Origin of the sequence: Sulfitobacter mediterraneus (assembly GCF_003054325.1) — a bacterium.
Taxonomy (GTDB): domain Bacteria; phylum Pseudomonadota; class Alphaproteobacteria; order Rhodobacterales; family Rhodobacteraceae; genus Sulfitobacter; species Sulfitobacter mediterraneus.
On sequence record NZ_QBKU01000003.1, the window covers coordinates 325,652 to 343,406 of the forward strand.

20 protein-coding genes and 1 tRNA gene are annotated in these 17,755 nt (G+C 58.0%); 8 read left to right on the plus strand and 13 right to left on the minus strand.

Annotation, left to right across the window (positions count from 1 at the left end):
- Window positions 1–59: 59 nt before the first annotated feature.
- The 4 genes from C8N31_RS06830 to C8N31_RS06845 all read right to left on the minus strand — a co-directional run bounded on the left by C8N31_RS06830 (window position 60) and on the right by C8N31_RS06845 (window position 3,896).
- Window positions 60–1,247 carry a vWA domain-containing protein gene (locus C8N31_RS06830; protein WP_025048203.1) on the minus strand — a complete coding sequence of 396 codons (1,188 nt, stop codon included), beginning with the start codon at window positions 1,245–1,247 and terminating at the stop codon, window positions 60–62.
- A gap of 10 nt (window positions 1,248–1,257) precedes the next feature.
- A complete protein-coding gene (locus C8N31_RS06835; RefSeq protein WP_025048202.1) occupies window positions 1,258–1,425 on the minus strand; it encodes a hypothetical protein in 168 nt (55 codons plus the stop codon).
- Between the two features lie 19 nt (window positions 1,426–1,444).
- A complete protein-coding gene (locus C8N31_RS06840; protein ID WP_025048201.1) occupies window positions 1,445–2,773 on the minus strand; it encodes a DUF2927 domain-containing protein in 1,329 nt (442 codons plus the stop codon).
- Between the two features lie 283 nt (window positions 2,774–3,056).
- Window positions 3,057–3,896 carry an AAA family ATPase gene (locus tag C8N31_RS06845; protein ID WP_025048200.1) on the minus strand — a complete coding sequence of 280 codons (840 nt, stop codon included), beginning with the start codon at window positions 3,894–3,896 and terminating at the stop codon, window positions 3,057–3,059.
- Window positions 3,897–4,034: 138 nt separating this feature from the next.
- Between C8N31_RS06845 and dksA the strand changes: the two genes are divergently transcribed.
- Together dksA and C8N31_RS06855 are read left to right on the plus strand one after the other, a co-directional pair.
- Entirely contained in the window at window positions 4,035–4,490 is a 456-nt protein-coding gene (gene dksA, locus C8N31_RS06850) for an RNA polymerase-binding protein DksA (protein ID WP_025048199.1), read from the plus strand.
- A gap of 80 nt (window positions 4,491–4,570) precedes the next feature.
- On the plus strand, window positions 4,571–5,731 hold the full coding sequence (locus C8N31_RS06855) for an FAD-dependent monooxygenase (protein ID WP_025048198.1): 1,161 nt from the start codon (window positions 4,571–4,573) through the stop codon (window positions 5,729–5,731).
- 16 nt (window positions 5,732–5,747) lie between these two features.
- On the opposite strand, the gene C8N31_RS06860 is transcribed toward C8N31_RS06855, so the two are convergent.
- Genes C8N31_RS06860 through rocF form a run of 3 tightly spaced genes read right to left on the minus strand, consistent with a single transcriptional unit; the run spans window position 5,748 to window position 8,647 of the window.
- Window positions 5,748–6,797, minus strand: a complete 1,050-nt coding sequence (locus C8N31_RS06860) for an ornithine cyclodeaminase (protein WP_025048197.1) — start codon at window positions 6,795–6,797, stop codon at window positions 5,748–5,750.
- Between the two features lie 16 nt (window positions 6,798–6,813).
- On the minus strand, window positions 6,814–7,725 hold the full coding sequence (ctlX, locus tag C8N31_RS06865; protein ID WP_025048196.1) for a citrulline utilization hydrolase CtlX: 912 nt from the start codon (window positions 7,723–7,725) through the stop codon (window positions 6,814–6,816).
- Between the two features lies 1 nt (window position 7,726).
- Window positions 7,727–8,647 (minus strand): arginase, encoded by a 921-nt coding sequence (rocF, locus tag C8N31_RS06870; protein WP_025048195.1) that lies wholly within the window; start codon window positions 8,645–8,647, stop codon window positions 7,727–7,729.
- Between the two features lie 109 nt (window positions 8,648–8,756).
- Here rocF and C8N31_RS06875 point away from each other — a divergent pair, with 109 nt between their 5' ends.
- Window positions 8,757–9,182: an Lrp/AsnC family transcriptional regulator gene (locus tag C8N31_RS06875; protein ID WP_025048194.1), complete on the plus strand. Its 426-nt coding sequence runs from the start codon at window positions 8,757–8,759 to the stop codon at window positions 9,180–9,182.
- A gap of 3 nt (window positions 9,183–9,185) precedes the next feature.
- On the opposite strand, the gene C8N31_RS06880 is transcribed toward C8N31_RS06875, so the two are convergent.
- Together C8N31_RS06880 and C8N31_RS06885 are read right to left on the minus strand one after the other, a co-directional pair.
- Window positions 9,186–9,650 (minus strand): disulfide bond formation protein B, encoded by a 465-nt coding sequence (locus C8N31_RS06880; protein WP_025048193.1) that lies wholly within the window; start codon window positions 9,648–9,650, stop codon window positions 9,186–9,188.
- Window positions 9,647–10,225 (minus strand): YqaA family protein, encoded by a 579-nt coding sequence (locus tag C8N31_RS06885; RefSeq protein ID WP_025048192.1) that lies wholly within the window; start codon window positions 10,223–10,225, stop codon window positions 9,647–9,649. The genes C8N31_RS06880 and C8N31_RS06885 overlap by 4 nt, the downstream gene beginning before the upstream one ends.
- 121 nt (window positions 10,226–10,346) lie before the next feature.
- On the opposite strand from C8N31_RS06885, the gene C8N31_RS06890 reads away from it, so the two are divergent.
- Window positions 10,347–10,430, plus strand: a tRNA-Leu gene (locus tag C8N31_RS06890).
- Window positions 10,431–10,577: 147 nt separating this feature from the next.
- On the opposite strand, the gene C8N31_RS06895 is transcribed toward C8N31_RS06890, so the two are convergent.
- Both C8N31_RS06895 and C8N31_RS06900 read right to left on the minus strand, forming a co-directional pair.
- Window positions 10,578–11,618, minus strand: a complete 1,041-nt coding sequence (locus C8N31_RS06895; protein ID WP_025048191.1) for a Rieske 2Fe-2S domain-containing protein — start codon at window positions 11,616–11,618, stop codon at window positions 10,578–10,580.
- A gap of 266 nt (window positions 11,619–11,884) precedes the next feature.
- Window positions 11,885–12,346 (minus strand): DUF1330 domain-containing protein, encoded by a 462-nt coding sequence (locus C8N31_RS06900; protein WP_025048190.1) that lies wholly within the window; start codon window positions 12,344–12,346, stop codon window positions 11,885–11,887.
- A gap of 191 nt (window positions 12,347–12,537) precedes the next feature.
- On the opposite strand from C8N31_RS06900, the gene C8N31_RS06905 reads away from it, so the two are divergent.
- The 4 genes from C8N31_RS06905 to C8N31_RS06920 all read left to right on the plus strand — a co-directional run bounded on the left by C8N31_RS06905 (window position 12,538) and on the right by C8N31_RS06920 (window position 16,260).
- Complete coding sequence (locus C8N31_RS06905) at window positions 12,538–12,834, plus strand: winged helix-turn-helix transcriptional regulator (RefSeq protein ID WP_231476798.1); 297 nt, start codon at window positions 12,538–12,540, stop codon at window positions 12,832–12,834.
- Window positions 12,835–12,965: 131 nt separating this feature from the next.
- The gene (locus C8N31_RS06910; protein ID WP_025048188.1) at window positions 12,966–13,511 is read left to right on the plus strand and encodes a hypothetical protein; all 546 of its coding nucleotides are present in this window, start codon (window positions 12,966–12,968) and stop codon (window positions 13,509–13,511) included.
- A 142-nt stretch (window positions 13,512–13,653) separates the two neighbouring features.
- Window positions 13,654–14,082: a YqaA family protein gene (locus C8N31_RS06915; protein ID WP_025048187.1), complete on the plus strand. Its 429-nt coding sequence runs from the start codon at window positions 13,654–13,656 to the stop codon at window positions 14,080–14,082.
- Window positions 14,083–14,304: 222 nt separating this feature from the next.
- Entirely contained in the window at window positions 14,305–16,260 is a 1,956-nt protein-coding gene (locus C8N31_RS06920; RefSeq protein WP_025048186.1) for a DUF4214 domain-containing protein, read from the plus strand.
- 104 nt (window positions 16,261–16,364) lie between these two features.
- Here the strand turns inward: C8N31_RS06920 and C8N31_RS06925 are convergent, their stop codons facing one another.
- Both C8N31_RS06925 and C8N31_RS06930 read right to left on the minus strand, forming a co-directional pair.
- Window positions 16,365–16,757 carry a MerR family transcriptional regulator gene (locus C8N31_RS06925; RefSeq protein ID WP_025048185.1) on the minus strand — a complete coding sequence of 131 codons (393 nt, stop codon included), beginning with the start codon at window positions 16,755–16,757 and terminating at the stop codon, window positions 16,365–16,367.
- A gap of 102 nt (window positions 16,758–16,859) precedes the next feature.
- Window positions 16,860–17,624, minus strand: a complete 765-nt coding sequence (locus C8N31_RS06930) for an SDR family NAD(P)-dependent oxidoreductase (protein WP_025048184.1) — start codon at window positions 17,622–17,624, stop codon at window positions 16,860–16,862.
- Between the last annotated feature and the right edge of the window lie 131 nt (window positions 17,625–17,755).

The window sequence follows — 17,755 nt, forward strand, 5'->3', positions numbered from 1 at the left end:
GGCCAAGCCTAGTGGGGAATGGCAGGGCGGCCAAGGGGCTGTAGAGGGATAAGCGTTCTCTAGCGGGTCAATTCCTTGATCCCGCGTGACAGCCCCTCAAGGGTCATGGGCACCATGGCATCAGGGCCGAAAATCTCTTGGATCATGGTGATCGACTGGGTGTATTGCCAGTATTTTTCAGGCACCGGATTGATCCAGAGACTGCTTTTCCACTGCTCGCGCACCCGGTTCAGCCAGACCGATCCCGCTTCAGCGTTCCAGTGTTCATTGGCGCCGCCCGGGTAGGCGATCTCGTATGGTGACATGGAGGCGTCACCAACAAAAATACATTTATAATCGGGCCCATAGGTGTGCAGGATGTCCATCGTGCTTTCTTGTGCATCCCAGCGGCGGCGGTTGTCGCGCCACACGCCTTCGTAAAGGCAATTGTGGAAATAGAAATGCTCAAGATGTTTGAATTCGGCCTTGGCGGCTGAAAACAGTTCCTCCACCACCTTGATATGCGGATCCATAGAGCCGCCGACGTCGAGAAACAGCAAAACCTTGACCGCATTGCGCCGCTCTGGCCGGGTTTTCACGTCAAGGTATCCATGTTCGGCGGTGGAGCGGATCGTGCCGTTCAGATCCAGCTCTTCGTCCGCGCCGTCCCTTGCCCAGCGGCGCAAGCGTTTCAGGGCCACCTTGATGTTGCGTGTGCCCAGCTCAACGGTGTCGTCCAGATTGCGAAACTCGCGTTTGTCCCAAACCTTGACCGCCCTTTGATGGCGCGATTCCTTCTGGCCAATCCTCACCCCTTCGGGATTGTAGCCATAGGCACCAAACGGCGAGGTGCCAGCGGTTCCGACCCATTTGTTGCCGCCCTGATGGCGGCCTTTTTGTTCCTCAAGGCGCTGTTTGAGGGTCTCCATCAATTTGTCAAAGCCCCCCATGGCTTCGATTTCGGCCATTTCTTCGGGGCTCAGATGCTTTTCCGCCATCTTCTCAAGCCACTCTTGGGGAATGTCCACGGCCTCCAGCACATCGTCAAAGCTGATATTCTCAAGCCCCTTGAATGCGGCGGAAAAGGCCTGATCAAATTTGTCGATGTTACGCTCGTCTTTGACCATGGAAATCCGGGCGAGATAGTAAAACGCCTCAACGTCGTAGGTTGCCAGACCGGCAGACATGCCATCCAGAAACGCCAGAAATTCGCGCATGGATACCGGCACTTTGTGGCGGCGTAATTGGTCAAAGAAAGGCAGGAACATCCGCTTTGCCTCAGAAGAGCCAACGGTCAAGCAGGACCGTCAGAACCAATCCGATCAACATAAAGGCGATGCCGGCGCTGGCCGCGTATTGTGCGATATCCTTGCGGTTTCCGCCGCGTTTCTTGGCCGTCATTCCGCCGAAGATGGCACCCAAGATGCCGAAAACCAAAAAGATCATAACTGCTTGCGCCCCGCGTTTAGCCTTTGAGCGGGTTCAGCGATGCAATCTCGCGCAGCTTGGCCCGCACTGCCCAATCTGGGCCAAAGCCGTATCGCGCCCAGCCGATACTGTCCAGCCTGACGCTACGCGCTTCGCCGGGTCGGCCCTCAAGCTCAAGCGCTTCGGCCTTGAGCAGCAGGCAGGTGGCCAGCAGTGCGGCATTTTCGCTTTGGCGGGCGATTGTGATCTGCGGTGCAATGATCCGCAACGCCTCGTTGCCCTGGCCTTGCGCGATGGCATAGGCCGCCAGCTGCGTTGCGACATAGGCGCGGTGCAGCGTGGTGCCGGGGCTGGCGGCATAATATCCGTCTGCAATCAGGTATTGATGATGGGCGCGGTCCGGCTCCGAGGCTTGCAGCACCCGCCCCATGGCATAATGGGCAAAGGCGCGGCGGTGATCCTGCCATCCCATCGCCGTGGCAATGCGTACGGCCTCACGGGCGGCGGATTTGCGGCGGGCCGCAGGGGTGCCGCGGCCCAATGCCGCTTGGATCGCTTTGGTCCAACCTTGTGGTGTGCGCGTGGCATAACGGGCAGGCAGGGCCGCGCCGCGCGGATTGTTGCGGGCCAGAATGGCGGGCAGGGCTTGGGCCACTTGCCCGCGTGTCATGCCAGAGCGCAACGCCGGATCATAATAGGTCCGCAGGATCAGCATATCGAAACCGGTCAGAACCGTATGCACGTTGTCATCGTTAAAGACACTGTCGGGCAACCGGTAAAGATCATTCAGCGGGCCAAGCGCCTGCGCGAGTTCCTCGTGCAGGCAGTCGCGCACCTCTTGCGGGTTAACGTCATTGGGCAGGAAAATCGCAAGCTTTTCACGGGTTTGCAGGGCGGTCCAATCGGTCTTGGCCTTGCGCCGCGCACTGCGGTATTCACTGAGCGATCGCACGTTGGGGGCCACGAAACAGGCCGCTTGCGGCAAGATCCGGTGAATATCGGCGCGGCTCACGGCCTCGATGGTGATATTGGCATCACTGCGCGTGGTATAGGAAATGTCGATCCCTGCCTCACTGCGCAGCCGCCCGATCAACTGTTTGAGGTCCGGCCCAAGGGTTGCGGGCGGCTTGCCGGTGACACGCAGGGTGATCGGGGTTTCAAAACGGGTCAGAACCGGCAGTTGACGCCCGCTTTCCATTTGGAACGACAATTCGATGAAATCAATCGCCAGATCGCGGTTGGACCGCATCGGCGTTGCCGGACGGGTTGCGGCGAAGGTCTTCATCGGGGGCAGGGTGCTTTGGGCAAACTGCGCCCGCGTGGGCATATCGGACTGGGCGGCGGGCACACAGGCGCTCAGCAACATCACTAATGGAAGGGCAAAACGCGGGGTCACAGGCGCTGCCCCGCAGCCGCGCAAGAAAACGGCCAAACGGGCCGCAAAAAACGGGAAAAAAACGCGCAGTTGGGTGCTGCGAATGGGACTGTCATCTCTGCCTGCTGCCCTATGCTGAGCCTTTGATGTCAGGTCTGTGCCTGATCTTTCCTCCTTGGTAGGGGGCAAATAAGGCAAATCTTGGGCAAATGGGGCAGAAACAAAAACAGGCCCCCGAAGGGGCCTGCAAATCCGGGCTGCGACAGACTGGGTGTTAACGCTGCGCCCGCGCCATAAAGGCCAGCCGTTCAAACAGATGCACGTCCTGTTCGTTTTTGAGCAAGGCCCCGTGCAGCTTGGGCAGGGCGCTTTTGCCGTCCGACTTCAGGTCTTCGGCATCCATATCCTCGGCCAGCAACAGCTTGAGCCAATCCAGCACTTCGGATGTCGATGGCTTTTTCTTCAGGCCCTGCTGATCGCGCACTTCGTAGAACTGGGTCAGGGCCGTGGTTAGCAGGCTTTCCTTGATGCCCGGATGATGAACTTCGACAATTTTCTTGAGGGTCTCGACGTCCGGAAACTGGATGTAGTGAAAGAAACAGCGCCGCAAAAACGCATCGGGCAGCTCTTTTTCATTGTTTGAGGTGATGATCACAATCGGACGGTTGACCGCTTTGATCGTCTCGCCGGTCTCGTAGACAAAGAACTCCATCTTATCGAGTTCCTGCAACAAATCGTTGGGAAATTCGATGTCAGCCTTGTCGATCTCGTCGATCAGCAACACCACTTTTTCGCCCGCCTCGAAGGCCTCCCAAAGCTTGCCCTTACGGATGTAATTCTTGACGTCATGCACACGCTCGTCGCCCAACTGGCTGTCGCGCAAGCGCGATACGGCGTCATATTCATAAAGACCCTGCTGGGCGCGAGTGGTGGATTTGACGTTCCATTCGATCATCCGCAAACCCAAGGCAGAAGAGACCTGCCGCGCCAGTTCGGTTTTGCCGGTGCCCGGCTCACCCTTGACCAAGAGGGGACGCTCAAGCGTCACGGCCGCGTTCACGGCAATCTTGAGGTCATCTGTCGCGACGTAATCGGCGGTGCCCTGAAATTTCATATTGCTTTTCAACCCTCTGTCTTGCGCAAAAACTGCCCATGCCTTTAACCAAAATTCAAAGGGATTGTGTAGTGACAATCGCTGGTTGCTCAGGTAGACGCTGCGGCAGGACGAGATCTCGGGGAGAGAGAGTCTTATATGCCAGGACTAAAAACTGTTGAGGGACATAAGATGAAGCAGGAAGTTTTCCTGCCGGATGATTATTCTCCGGCTGAGGACGAACCGTTCATGAATGACAAGCAGCTTGAGTATTTTCGGCGCAAGCTGCTGACCTGGAAATCGGAGTTGCTGGCGGGTAGCCGCGACACCATCGAAGGGCTTCAGGACGGCACACGTAACATTCCGGATGTGGCAGACCGCGCATCGGAAGAAACCGACCGGGCGCTGGAGTTGCGCACACGGGACCGCGCGCGCAAGCTGGTGGGCAAGATTGACGCCGCATTGCGCCGCATTGACGAGGGTGAGTTTGGCTATTGTTCGGTGACGGGCGATCAAATCTCGCTCAAGCGTCTGGACGCACGGCCCATCGCGACAATGAGCCTTGAAGCACAGGAAAAACACGAACGCCGCGAAAAAGTGCACCGCGACGATTGATACAATTGATCCCTCAACTGGGGTCTGAAATAGCAAACGCCGGGGCTGAAAAGTTCCGGCGTTTTGTTTTGGAGAACGAAGTGAAGCACACAAATGCGATTGTGATTGGTGGCGGCATTGGTGGGCTGGCGGCTGCAGCGGCTTTTGCGCGGCGCGGGGTGGCGGTGACGCTCTTGGAACAGGCGCCTCAGATCACCGAAGTGGGCGCAGGTTTGCAGATCAGCCCCAATGGCATGGCGGTTTTGCGGGCCCTCGGGCTTGAACCGGGTCTGCGCCGCCGCGGTGCGGTCAAGGGCCGGGCGGTTGTGCTGCACAACGAACGCGGCGCACAGGTGGCACGGCTGGATTTGACCCGATTGAAAAAAGGGCAGGATTACATGTTCCTGCACCGCGCCGATCTGGTGGATGTGCTGGCCGAGGCAGCCAAACGCGCCAATGTCACGTTTGAACTGGGCGCACAGGTTGCCTCGATCCGCCCGGGCGAGACCCCGACCGTGCAAATGGTCGATGGCAGCACCCGGCGGGCCGGCACATTGGTGGCCGCCGATGGCATCCATTCCGTGGCGCGGCCATTGCTCAACGGCGAGGATCAGGCGTTCTTCACAGGGCAGGTGGCGTGGCGGGCCGTTGTGCCGAACCACTGCAATCACCCTGATGAGGCACATGTTCACATGGGCGATGGGCGGCATCTGGTCAGCTACCCGATGCGCGATGGCAGTTTGATCAATCTCGTGGCTGTCGAAGAACGCGACGATTGGGCCGAAGAGGGCTGGCATCATCCCGATGATCCGGCCAACCTGCGCCGTGCTTTTGATGGATTTGCAGGCCGCGTGCCAGAGATGCTGGCGGCGATCACGGAGGTTAACCTCTGGGGGCTGCACAGACACCCGGTGGCGCAGAAATGGTATGCACAGAACGTTGCGATGTTGGGTGATGCCGCGCATCCCACCCTGCCGTTTCTGGCGCAGGGGGCCAATATGGCGCTGGAAGATGCATGGGTGCTGACCGATGCCGCAATCAAGGGCGGCGACTGGATGGCGGCCTATCAAAGCCGCCGCATGGCGCGGGTCAAGAAAGTGATCGAGGCGGCCAACACCAATGCATGGCGCTATCACCTCAAGCCCGGAGCCATGCGCGGCTTGGCTCATCTTGGCCTGCAATTGGGCAGCAAGCTGGCCCCGTCACGGATGATCGGGGCCTATGATTGGCTTTATGGCTACGACGTGACCAAAGACGCCTGAATGCGCGATGGCGGGCCTATTTGGCCCGCTGCAACATCCCGAACAAATCACGCGGATCATCGGGATCTGCCAGCAGATCCAGCGGATGGAACAGGCCGGTTTCCTCGATCTGGTCGCGCACATAGCGCAGCGCCGAAAAATCTTCGATGGCAAAGCCGACACTGTCGAAAAGGGTGATCTGTTTGTCATCGCTGCGGCCCTTGGCCTGACCCGTCAGAACCTGCCAGATCTCGGTGACGGCGTGATCGGGATCAAGCTGTTGGATCTCGCCCTCAATGCGCGTCTGTTCAGGATATTCCACAAAGATTTCAGACCGGTGCAGGATCGCCGGTGCCAGCTCTGTCTTGCCGGGGCAATCGCCGCCGATGGCGTTGATATGCACGCCGCTGCCGATCATGTTGTCCGTCAGGATGGTCGCATATTGCTTGTCCGCGGTGCAGGTTGTGATGATCTGCGCGCCCAGCATCGCCTCTTCGGCGGTCTCGCACGCCACAACCTTGAGGCCGGAACCGGCAAGGTTGGCGGCGCATTTGGCGGTCGCTGCCTTGTCGATGTCATAAAGGCGGACCTCGTCAATGCCTGCAATCGCTTTCATCGCGAGGCTCTGAAACTCGGATTGGGCGCCATTGCCGATCATCGCCATCACATGCGCACCTTTGGGCGCCAGAAGCCGCGCCACCAGCGCGGATGTGGCCGCCGTGCGCAACGCGGTCAGAATGGTCATTTCAGTCAGCAAAACAGGATAACCTGTCGCCACATCCGCCAAGAGGCCAAAGGCGGTCACGGTCTGCAACCCGTCCTTGGTGTTGGATGGGTGCCCGTTCACATATTTGAACCCGTAAACATCCCCATCCGAAGTTGGCATCAGCTCAATCACACCCTTTTCAGAGTGGCTGGCCACGCGCGGGGTTTTGTCAAACAGCTCCCACCGTTTGAAATCGGATTCGATATAGTCCGAAATGCCGGTCATCATCTGCTCAACACCGATGTGGTGGATCAGTTTCATCATGTGATCGACAGATACGAAAGGCACCAATGCCTTGTCGGAGGGTTCTAGCGTTGTCATGGGTAAACCTCTTGCTTTATTGGCCGCGGCGGGACAGGTGCAGACCGGCGATCATGCACCGCACGGACCCGCCTGCGGTTTCGATTGTTGGAATGGTCAGCGGCACAACCCGTGCCGATGCTTCGATACGTGCAATCTGGTCAGGGGCCAGCGCGGCAAAGGCACGGGCCGATAGGGCAAGGATCAAACCGTCCTTGCCTTCCAGTTCAATTGCGTTTCCTGCGAAGGCGGCGATCTGCGCCTCGCTCAGGGCAATCACATCGCGCCCGGCCTCGGTCAACCTGTCGGCCACCATGGAACGGCGGTGAGGATCGGTGATCATCTCAAGACCCACCAAAGCCACCCGTGTGCCAATCGCCATCAACACATTGGTGTGATAGACCGCCGTGCCTTTGGCATCCGCAGCGTCAAAGGCGATCGGCTCAAAGTTGAAGTTGGTGCAGAACCGTTCCAGCAGCACCGGATCGGCCCGTTTGGACCGCGCCACATAGGCCACCCGCCCGATATGATCCAGAACCATCGCGCCGGTGCCTTCCAGCGCCAGATTGTCATGCTCAAGACCCGAATAATCAATGATATCCTGCACCCGGTATTCGGATTTGAGCATCTCGATCACGTCCCAACGCCGCTCGCGGCGGCGGTTGGCCGCATACATCGGATAGACCGCAACATGGCCGCCCGCATGGGTCGAAAACCAGTTGTTTGGAAAAACGCTGTCTGGCGTGTCGGTGCCAGTATCGTCAAAGTCATGCACCGTGATGCCGCGCCCGCGCAAGGTGCTGACAACATGATCAAATTCGTCACGGGCCAGCACAGCCACATCGCCCGCGCTGTCACTTTGATAGGCGTTGTCCCCCCGCGTTTCCGGATTCGACCGGAAATGGTGCGGGCGGATCATCACCACCGACCTGGGGGCCTGTACAAACATCTCAGAACGCGCGTGTCGGGCGATCAAACACGCGGCGACCCAGCGCCGATGCGGCCAGATCCACCATCAAGGAGGCGGTGCGCCCGCGTTCGTCCAGAAACGGGTTCAACTCCACCAGATCCAGCGAGGTCATCAAGCCGCTGTCATGCAACATCTCCATCACCAGATGCCCTTCGCGCACCGTTGCGCCGCCCGGCACCGTGGTGCCAACCGCCGGAGCGACGGAGGGATCCAGAAAATCCACATCCAGAGAGACATGCAGCAACCCATTGGCGGCGGCAACTTTGTCTAGGAATGCGGCCAATGGACGGGCAATGCCGCTTTCGTCAATTTCGCGCATGTCGACATGGATTATCGACGTCTCTTGCAAGGCAGCCCGTTCCGCCGCATCCACAGACCGCAAACCAATGATTGCCACGTTGTCTTGTGGCAATGGCGTGTCTACAGCCGGAAACCTGTCAAAGCCTTCACGCCCCGTCACATAGCCCAAGGGCGTGCCGTGAAGGTTGCCGCTGTCGGTGGTATCAGGCGTATGAAAATCGCTATGTGCATCAAGCCACAGCACAAATTGCGGGCGATCCACAGTTTTGGCATGGCGCATCACGCCCAATACCGTGCCCAGCGCCAGCGCATGATCGCCGCCCAGAAAGATCGGCAAACCATCTTTCATCGTGGTCTCGGCGGCGTCGGCCAAGGCTTCGGTCCATGCGATGGTTTCTTCGAGGGCAACCAGTTTGGGATGTTCTTTGGCCACATAGGGGGCAGGGGCCACATTGCCCCGATCGCTGACCTGGTGACCCAGATCGCGCAGCGCCTCGGCCAGACCAGCCGTGCGGTAGGCATCCGGACCCATCAGGCAACCCTTGCGCCGCTTGCCGCTGTCCATCGGGGCGCCGACCAAAATGCAATGCTGTTGTGTCATGGGAAGATCCTCAATCTGTGTTTCTCTATTCATATCTACCAAAAGGATGCATCGACAATTGATCAAACTGGCCGTATTGAGGGGTGATTGTTCAAATTGGAAGGTCAACATGGACGAAATGGATCACCGCCTGATCGCCGCATTGCGGCATGACGCCCGCAGATCATTGTCTGATCTGGCGGCGATTCTGGATCTGTCGCGTGCCACAGTGCGGGCCCGCATGGCCCGGCTCAAGGAACGTGGCGAGATTGTCGGCTTTTCCGTCGTGACGCGGGCCGATGTCATGCATGACCCGGTACGCGGCCTGATGATGATCGAAATCGAAGGGCGCGGGGCCGAACGGATCACCCGTCAGCTGTCCTCTATGCCAGAGTTGCGGGCAGTGCATTCCACCAATGGCCGCTGGGATGTGATCGTCGAGATCGGCACCGAAACGCTCGAGGGGTTCGACGGTGTGCTGTCGCGCATTCGTAAACTTGATGGGGTTGTGGCCAGCGAAACCAGTCTGCTGCTCAAGACCAAAAAGTCCGGCTGAGGGTCACGCCATTCGGGCGGCCTTGACCCAAAGGGCGGTCAGGGCAAAGGCAATCACCGCGTTCCAGCCCGCCATCGACAGACCAAACAGCGACCAAACCACCTCATCGCACATCACCATGCCCAAAGGCGCATCCAGCGACAGCAGGGCCGATCCGTCCATCCCGCCCATGTCCATGCCGCCACCCGTGCAGCTGGATGGGCCGGGCCAAAAGCCCCATTCGACACCGGCATGATAGGCCCCGATCAATCCGGTGCTCAGCGCGGCCAAGGCACCGAGCCAAGCCAGCATGCGCGGGCCGCCAAACAGCAAAACCGCACCAATCAGCGCCGCCGCAGCATGGGGCCAGCGTTGCCACAGGCACATCTTGCAAGGGGCCAACCCGCCAATATGCTGAAACCCGAAAGCGCCCAGAAGCAGGCCGGCGGAACCCAATGTCGCCAGCAAAATCAAACCATTACGTGTCATAGATATCGCACCGCAAAGAAACCGGCCAACAGCAGGGCCACGGCCAGAGTGAACATCAGACCCAGCCTGCGTTCAATGAAATCCCGGATCGGTGCGCCAAACTGCCACAGCAATCCGGCGACAATGAAAAACCGCAGACCCCGCGCAAGGATCGAGGTCACGATAAAGGTCGCCAGCGGCATTCCGGTCCAACCGGACATGATGGTGATCACTTTGTAGGGGAAGGGGGTCACCCCTGCCGTCAGCACCGCCCAGAACCCCAGATCGTTAAACCGCTCCGAGAATTCCGCCATGGCATCAGCCTTGCCCAAAGAGCTGAGAATCGGCTGGCCCAATGTCTCAAACGCCAAGGCCCCGATCGCGTAGCCCAGCAAACCGCCCAGAACAGATGCAAACAGCGCCACCGAGGCAATCAACCATGCCCGCTGCGGCCGCGCGATGATCATCGGGATCATCAGAATATCCGGTGGGATCGGAAAAAACGAGCTTTCCACAAAGGCCACCAGAAACAATGCCCAAAGGGCATTAGGATGCTCTGCAAGGCTCAGGGTCCACTGATAAAGGCGTTTGATCATCGGTTCGCATCCCTTCGTTGCCTCTGCAACACCACGGCAGACGGGCGCGGTCAAGGGCTGGGCAAAATATCCCAAGAATTACCCTTGCCCGCACCGATGATGCAGGCTAAATCGGCGCTGTGCCCAAGTGGCGGAATGGTAGACGCAGGGGATTCAAAATCCCCCGCCGCGAGGCGTGCCGGTTCGAGTCCGGCCTTGGGTACCACACATCCGCAAAACTCTGATCCAAGGGATCTTTGCCCGGTAGAAAACCGGCCTGAATTTTCTGGTTCGGGTCGCGGCCTGTTTGGGTCATGCCGCTCAGAGCAGACAACGAGTCCGCTCTTCCAAATGACTGCCTTGCGATTTTGAACTATTCGGCCATCTGCTGATCAACTTCACGTTCTTCGTTGATCATTGCTTGGAGTTGCCTCCTGAACCGCAGTTGACCACCGTCGATTGGCAAATCGATATGCGGTGATGCTTTATTGGCCATACCCTTTTGCACCTCATTCAAGACAGCTCGATCTTCCTCAAAGGCGTGCTGCACATCATCGCTCATCATCTGACTAAGGGCCTCATCCTCGGGTCTGATATTGCGCAATTGGAACCAATAGTAACGCGTCTGCCCCTCGGTTGTCGGCGTCATGAAGTTGTAGCTGTCCATGATAAACGTGTTCTCATGCAACGGGCCATCAGGGCCGCCCGTTCCCGCTGGCGTGAACACGGCCCTGATCAAAGCATGAGAGGGATAGCGCACTTCATAGTGTTGCAGCCGGTCGCAATTGCCTTCGAATTCAACGACCTTTTTGTAGAATGGCGCGGGTTCGTGATCCATCATCCAGCGATGCACGATCACCCCGTCGTCGGTTTTTTTGATCCTGAGCGGCGTGTCCTTTGTCGCATCGGCAGCAAAACTGCTTTGATGCACCCAGGCAACGTGGGTCGGGTCCAGCAGATTGTCACACATCAACAGGTAATTGCAGTCAAGCTCCATCGCTGCGCCACGGTTGATTCCCCAATCGGGACTATCGTAATTCTCAATTTCAAAGATGTCAGACACATCTGCAAGCGCAGGATTGCCCATCCAGATCCACACGAGCCCGTATTTTTCATGCAGCGGATAGGCGTGTACTTTGGCGTTTGATGGAATGCCACTGGCACCGGGTGCCCATACGCATTGGCCGACACAGTTGAAGGTCAGTCCGTGGTAGCCACATTCAACCGTATCACCCTTGATCCGACCTTTGGACAGCGGAAGCTTGCGGTGCGGACATGCATCTTCGAGCGCGACCAAATCTCCAGATTCTGAGCGGAACACGCAGATTTTCTCACCTAGAACCATGATTTGCTGCAACTCACGGGTGATTTCATGATCCCACGCCGCAACGTACCAAGCATTTTTCAAGAACATGTTCAAAAAGACCCGCTGAGTTATGTCGTTTGTCGAAGCCGACACTAGCTGCAACACCGCGCGAATGTAAGTACGGGGTCTCAGCCGACATTCGGCGGATTTGATCGGGGTTCCGAATTTGGCGGCTGCCAAACCCTTGGCTATGGCAACATGTGAAACGCACATGCCGGTCGGGACGATCCTGCTTTCCCTGAAATCAAGCATCAGGTCCGGTAAAACGGGGCAGTTTGCAATGCACCGCCCCGTTCCAAAGTCCCCGATGCGCCTTAGCCAAGGCAGAGGGATACCCGTTGATCTGCACAGGCGGCCACGCGGTGCGCATAGGCCTCACGGTAGGCATCCATCTCAAAAAGCGCCAGCAAGGCCCCCGGATTTGGGTAGGATCCGATAGCGACCAGATCCCAATCCTCTGCCGCACCGATGAAGGATCCCATAAAGGGTGCAACCATCAAGAAATGCCCGCCGACCTGTTCGAGGCCGGGCATGCTTACCGCCCCATAACGTTGAAAGGCCTCTTGTCCGGTGAGACCGGAGCCTGCCTCTGCATGGCCCGCCTCATATGACGCGGTTTCGCGCATTTTGAAGTGGTTCACCAAGGTCAATGGCTGGTCCTCGGCACATTGGGCAATTGCATCCCAGACGGCTTGATGGGGCACGCTGTCTGTTTCTGTCCCCCATTTTGCAACGATGGCATTGATACGGTCGCGGAGGCTGGGTGTTGTCGTCATAATGTCTTCTCCAGATAGTTCCCGCCGGCAATGACGGTTGCAGGTTAGCTATTGGAAAAGTACGGTTTCACAAGTAGGCATTATTTTTTGGGGTAGTACAGTTTTTTGTACCATTGGAGCAGGATCACATGACCAAAACACCATCACCAATCCCACCCACCGCAGCAGGACTGTGCCAATTGCCGTGCCCGATGCCAGATATCGTTTCGCTGGTTGGCGGCAAATGGAAGCTGATTATTCTGCAAATACTGGTGTTTGACGGCACCCAAAGGTTTGGAGAACTCAAAAGACGGTTGGAAGGGGTCAGCCAGACCATGCTGACCAATCAGCTCAGAGCGTTGGAGGAGGACAAGCTGATCACCCGCAAAGTTTATGCAGAGGTGCCGCCGCGCGTCGAATACAGCGCCACGCCTTTGGCCAAAGACATGGAAGACGTGTTTTTTGCCATGCGGGATTGGTGGAAGCGAAACCATCCGCCCAGCGCCTAGGATCAGGGTCCATTGACCTCGGCACGGCGCTTCACCGCCGACGGATTTGCCAATCCATTTCTCCCGGTGCATTCTTCGCTTTTTGCAGCCCGAAATTTATTGGTCGGGCAATTGCGTTGATAGGAGCCACCATGGGCGACAACAGTTGGTTTACGGAACAATTTGCACTTTGCCGGGAGATTGTGAACAACCCCAAATTTGCCGATCTGATGCGCGATCCGCAAAAGGTGGCATATGTCCTAAACAATTCGGGCAAACTGGCGAAATTGGCAGCCTCCACCATGCGCGAAAAGGCTGATTTCCTTGGCGCCGCCAATATGGAAAAAAGCGGTCAGATGCTGAGCAAGATGGGCGCGGGCGTTGCCAAGGGTGCAGACTATATGAACAACGGTGCCGCCATTCTGGGCATCTATGATGCCTGGATGAACCTTGATCCGGCCTCCATTCGCAAAAACCCAGAGGCATCGGCGAAGCAGTTTGGGCGGCTGTTCAAACATGCCGGTAATCTGTCAAGCACGCTGCCGTTCCCTTTTAACGCCTATGCCGATTTCCTTGGCGGTTTTGAGAACTTTTTTGACGATGTCAGGCAGACGATGGACCCACAAAGCCGCAAAACCCCGCGCGGCAGGATGATGGACGATCTCTTCCCCGAATTGACCAGTTATCGGGATATATGACCTCTGCCAGATCGGTCGCTCTGACGTGAAGTCGGAAGGCGTTGATTGTGGGGCAGGCGGCGTTGCGTTAGGTGACCGAAACCGTGATCCGCGGTGCCATTGTTGTTCCACCTGATTTTGACCTTTTGGACTATGCCCGCCCATGATCGCCTATACCGGCCTGTTCCTGTCTGCCCTGATCGCCGCGACGATCCTGCCGATGCAGTCCGAGGCGGTTTTGGTAGGGCTGCTGCTTGGCGGGGGGCATCCGGCATTGACTCTTCTGATCGTGGCGACCGTCGGGAATGTGTTAGGATCGGTGATCAACTGGTATCTGGGGCGTTACTTGCTGCGGTTTCAAGATCGCGCTTGGTTCCCAAGCTCAAAGGCCCGGCTGGCCCGCGCACAAGGGTGGTACAGGCGGTATGGGCGCTGGTCGCTCTTGGGCAGTTGGCTGCCGATTGTTGGGGATCCATTGACCGTTGCGGCGGGCCTAATGCGGGAACCGCTTGGGCCGTTTCTTGTTTTTGTGACCATTGCAAAAGGCACGCGGTATCTTGTTCTGGCGGCGCTCACGCTGGCGTGGATCTAACGGGTGCTGGGCCTGTCATCCGCTCAACTCGTAGATTGCAACCTATAGCGTAAGGCGCTGGCCGATTATTCCCGCCCTTCGCCAAAGCGGCGTCCGTCAACCCCCCTAAACGCAGGGGTCAACACGCGAAAAACATAGAATCTCCCGCAAAATCCCCGTTTTCAGAACTCAAAATCCGGTGTTTAGTATCGCCATATTTTGATTCAACGAGTGGGCTGTTCCATGGACATAGATTACGCGGCGTTTACGAACGCATTTAACCAATCCTTTGACTCATTTGGCACCATCGGCGCCTACAGCGGCGGCTTTTCTCCGCCGGGGTCCGTGGATGACATTCTCGGCATGAGCGTCGGGCAATATCTGGACCTGCTTGATACGGCGCAAACCGCGCTTGAATCGATCAGCCCCTTTATCTTTCAGCAACTGCTGAACAACCCCAATGTGCAACTGCCACCTGAGGCCCGTGCCTTTATCGAAGCTTGGGCGCAAGGCGATTATTCAGGCATCACCGGCCCGCTGGATCAGGTCCGCGCCGCGATGGCCGATTTCCCCCGCGAGATGTCGCTGCGGGACGCGATCGACAACCTCGATCCCTCGGGCGGGACCACCGACGAGATTGAGCAATTGTTCAACGCCGCCCAAGCCCGCACAGCAGAACTGCTTTGGGGCCAGCAAGACGGCATCTTCAATTCGCCGATCTTTGACATTGATCCCGACACCGGCATCTGGTCCGTCTTTGGCGATCCGGCCAACGGCTATGGCGGCAGCACGCTGGGCGAATTTTATTCGCTTTTGGGTGAGGCCGCAGGCAATGCGATCATGGCCTTTATCGGGTCGAACGACAGTGTGATTGGTGAATTGCTGGGGCAGGGCGCGACCAACGCAACTTTCAACGCAGCCACCGGCGCGGCGGAAACCGCGGCGGCGCAGGCATTTGAGGCGCTGCAAGGCATCGGGACTTTGCTGACCGAACAATCGACGGGTGACGCGCAACAGGTGCAGGACCAAGCCGCAGGGCAAGTGCAGGCCTTGATCACTGCGCTGACCAATGCGCTGCCGGGGATTTCTGCCTCGCTCAACACGCTGGTTCTGGGCTCGCGTAATTCCGATCCAAGCTTTGTGGTCAGTCTGGATGGCAACGTTGAGGGTTCGGAACACGGCGATTGGTTCTATCTGTCCAAGAACGCCGATAGCTTTGATGGCGGATTGGGGACCGATGTTCTGTTCGGTCTTGAGGGCAACGACACCCTGACCGGCGGCGCGGATGAGGATGTCTTGTTCGGCGGGGCAGATGACGACCATCTGACCGGCGGCGCAGCCAATGACGGGATCAATGGCGGTGACGGCGAAGACACCGCGGGCTTCACCGGCGCGATGGGCCGATATACTTTGCAAATGTCCGCAGATGGCGGGATTGTCATCGAGGACCGGCAAACAGACGGTGATGGCACCGATACCCTGACAGGCATCGAAACGCTGTCGTTCTCAAGCGGTTGGTCCATCTTCGATCAGGGCGATTTTGATCTGTCGGTTGTGCAAGGCATCACCGGGCTGGATCAGGCGCAGATTGACACTTTTATTGAGCTCTACATCGCTTATTTCAATCGCGCACCGGACGCGCTTGGCCTGTATTTCTGGGGGTCGGCCTTTGCCAATGGTACGTCTTTGGACGAAATGGCGGCGTTGTTCCTGGATCAGGACGAAACCCGCGCCACCTATCCCACAGACGCCACCAATCTGGATTTCGCAACACAGGTCTATTCCAACGTGCTGGGCCGGACACCGGATCAGGCGGGGCTGGATTTCTGGGTCGGGCAGCTTGATCAGGGCAATGTGACCCGCGGCACCTTTATTCTGCGGGTGCTGGAAGGCGCAAAAAGCGATCCACCGGGCGATGCCACGCAAGAATTCATCGACCTGCAACGTGGTGATCAGGCGTTCTTGGTGGATAAGACCGAGATCGGCACCTATTTCTCGGTGATCAAAGGCATGTCTGATACCGCAGATGCCAGCGCCGCGATGTCCTTGTATTTGCGTGATGATCTTGCGTCCAAACAGGCCGCGGTTGACCGGGTTGATGTCGATTTTGCCGAAGCCGCGGCAGCGGACAGTGGCGAGATGCTGTTGCAATTGGTCGGTGTCGCCGAGAACCCGTTTGATGGCGCGGACGGCCCTTAATCCAAAGGCTTGATCTGAACAATGCGGCGCCCCTGGCAATTTGATTGCCGGGGGCGCAGTCTTTTCATGGAACTTTGGTTCTGGATGCGCATGCAGGCTCTGATTTAGCTGTCTTCCGTAATCCGTGCCGCCAATGCTGCCTCTCTCGCAAGGCCCTGTTCCAAGACCTCCAGCCTGTCCAGAACTGTCGCCCGGCGCTGGGTCAACTCATCCCGAAGTCGATCAATATCCGCAAGCTTTTGCTTCAGCATCTCGACACCACCCTCGCATGGGCCATCGCCATCGTCGGACAGGCAGGCGCTCATCGCTCTGATCTCTCGAGTGGAGAAACCGGAGGCGATGAAATCACGGATCCGCCCGGCGCGGCGCAGATCGGCATTGGTATAGTGGCGGTAGCCGTTAAGGGTGCGGTCCACCGTCAGCAGCCCTTCTTTTTCGTAGTGACGCAACATGCGTTGGGTGATTTCTAGCCTTTCGGCCGCTTCCTTCGCCTGCATCTCTGTCTCCTTGTCGGCTACCCTGACATATGTGGTAGGGTTTCATGGATGGATCAAGTCGCGATGGGCGGATAACGTCATCCGCCCATCCAAGATCTTGGGTCAGGTTCGCAATGCCCATCCGCCATCGATGGTCAAAACCTGACCGGTGAGCCATTCATTGTCCGAACCGCCCAACCGCAAAATCCATGGCACGATATCGGCGGTCACGCCCCGCCGTCCCAAGGGGATCTGCGCCGCTTCTTGCGCTTCGATCTGCTGCGCCATTTCATCGGGCAGGCCCATCATCCCCGTCAACGCGCCGCTTTTGACCGGACCGGGGGCAATGGCATTGACGCGGATCCCATCTCCGGCAAGCTCGATCGCCCATGATTTGGTCAGATGTTCCAGCGCCGCTTTGGTTGCTGCGTAATGTGCCAGCATCGGCACGGCGTTTCGGGTCACAGCGGTGCTGATGTTAACGATGGCCCCCTTGCTGTCTTTCAAGGCGGCACGGGCTGCGGCGACCAACTGTGACGGCGCAGTGATGTTCACCGCTGCCATTTTGGTGATGATGCCCGCGTCATAGCCCTCCATCGGCTGGGGCTGGCCCGCGCCGGAATTGTTTACGACCAGATCAATCCGCCCCCAATGGTCCAGCGCCGCCTCAACGATCTGTTTGCCGCTGTCCGCATCTGCGCTGTCCGCCTGCAACGACCGGATCTCGGGCTGCGTGGCCGTCACCTGCACCAGACGATCTGCATTGCGCCCTGTGATCAAAACATGCGCCCCGTGTGCAGCTAGCTCCTGCGCTGTCGCCTTGCCAATGCCAGAGCTGCCGCCGGTCACGATGGCAACCTTATCCTGCCAATCTCGCGTCTGTGTCATTTCTCGTGTTCTCCTGTCTGAAATGATGTCTCATCCATGATGAGGAGGCAGCCTTAGCGGTATGACACTAACGTCAGTGTCAAGGGGGGCTTGGGGGCGGCGCTGGTTTTTTCGGCAAGGTCGTGCGCGGG